This window comes from Mycobacterium sp. (assembly GCF_049280035.1).
Classification (GTDB): domain Bacteria; phylum Actinomycetota; class Actinomycetes; order Mycobacteriales; family Mycobacteriaceae; genus Mycobacterium.
The window spans coordinates 1-1863 of sequence record NZ_JBAPPI010000240.1 but is presented as its reverse complement, the minus strand read 5'-3'; the positions used below and the strand labels follow the sequence as shown (position 1 = coordinate 1863).

The following is a 1863-nucleotide window of genomic DNA, read 5'->3' as shown; positions in this document are numbered from 1 at the left end:
TCGTAGCCCGGCGGAGGACCGGCGGTGTCATCGCCCGGTGGTCGCGGTGCATTGCGGGCACCGCGGACCAGCACGGAGGGGTCCGGGTTGTCGCAGTAGGTGTAGAGGTACGGCTCGGGGTAATCGGGCACGGAGGGCGGCAGCCGCGGAAGGTTGTAGTCGCAGCCGTAACGCGGGTAGGGGTCCACGATCGCCCAGACAGCACCGTCGTGGAAGATGCTCGCTATGGCCTCAAATGGCGACCCGTGGGGGGCGGCCAACATGTCCCGCAGGGCGGGAGTATGTAGATATAACATCTGCGCCACTGTCGTGAGGTTGCCCAGCAGTTGGACCATGGTCTCGGAATTGTCGGCGATGATGTTATCCAGGGCGGTCAACGGCACACCGCCGCGATCGGCGAGGGTGCGAAAGCCGCCCGCCATGGCGTTGACCCCGTGCAGGGTCTGCTGCAGGTTCTGCGAGGTATGACGCAGACCCGGGGTGACATCGCCCAGCGTCGTGAACACGGTGCGGCTGGCGCGCAGCACGCTAACGGTTTGCGGCAGTACCGAGTCGAGGGTCGAGATCAGGAAGGCGCCGCCGTCCAACAGTGCCGCCAGCTTTTGCGGACCCTGATGTCCTACCCGTAGCTCATCGGTGATGGCGGCGAGCCGGCGGGGATCCAGCTGAGCCAGCATCCCATCAGCGCCAGCGAGCAGTCGCGCCAATGACACCGGGACGGTTGTCTGCTTCTCGCCTATCACGCTGCCGTCGGTCAAGGCAGGGGCGCGGTCGTTCACTGGCCGGAAATCCAAATACTGTTCGCCGGCCGGCGACAAGGCCGAGACACGGACGACGCCGTCGTTGGGCACCCGCACGTCGGCGTCGATCGCGGCTACCGCCTCCACACCCGTGGCGGTGAGGTTGACCGATTTCACGCGGCCAATCGCTACTCCGCGAAACGTGACGTCTTGGTTCGGTAAGAGCCCACCCGACTCTGGCAGGAGCACTCGCACGGTGATCGTCGAGCGTGCCGGGTTGATACCCAGCGATCCCACCAATATGTCGGTCAACGCTGCCAGCAGGGTGAGGACAAGACCGCCCACCGCCACGGCGACACGCCGGCGCGCAACCGCCCGGACGGAGTCGACGATCAGTCGCGCCGACCATTCCAGCGGGTTCGTAGACACCATCATGGCCTCGGCAGATGGTCGGGGCCATAGATTCTGCTCAACAGCAGGTTCCATTCATATCTGAGGCTGCCGACCATGGCATGCCAATCGGTGCCGTCAGGCCCGTGAAACGCGGGGTCGCCGGGCCAGTTCATATCGGGTAGTGAACCGAACGCGAGTTGTGCAATATCGGCGACCGCCCCGAGGTTGGGTCCCTTTGCCGATGCAAGCCAGAGCGTGTCTATCCAGGTAAACCTTTCCAACGTGAGATCGGGGTCCACGGCGATGTCGTTGAACGTCGCCGAGAGGCGGTTGAGATCCGCGACCAGGCTGCGGGTGTCGGTGCGCCGCAGGGACGGGAACCGGTTGAGCTGGCGGGTGACACGTGCGACGGCGTCCACCAGGTCGGCCAGCTGCGCGGTGTTGTCCTCGATCGTGCTTATCCCCGGGCCGGCCGCCGCGATGGCCTCGTTGAGCGTGTCCTGGCGTGCCGAAAGCGCGGCGGCAAGGCCGGAGGTACTGCGCAGTGCGCCATCGATTTGAGCCGACCGAGCGTTGAGCCGCGAGATCAGTGTGTTGGAGTGCTGGAGCAGCGCGGCGACTTTGTCGCCGCGCCCGCCGACCGCCGAGCCGGCGCCGTTGACGATGGATACCAGGCGCCGGATGGCACCCGCGTTGACCAGCAGCGTCGCCGAACTGAGCGCTTCTTCGA

General features: G+C 65.9%; 2 protein-coding genes. Both read right to left on the bottom strand.

Features of this window, described 5'->3' with window-relative positions:
* Positions 1–1172 (bottom strand): MlaD family protein (locus tag WAN71_RS07700; RefSeq protein ID WP_422224765.1); only part of this gene is annotated, 1172 nt, incomplete at its 3' end.
* Positions 1172–1863, bottom strand: a 692-nt coding sequence (locus WAN71_RS07695; protein ID WP_422224764.1) for an MCE family protein, incomplete at its 5' end; no start/stop codon positions are given. The genes WAN71_RS07695 and WAN71_RS07700, both read right to left, overlap by 1 nt.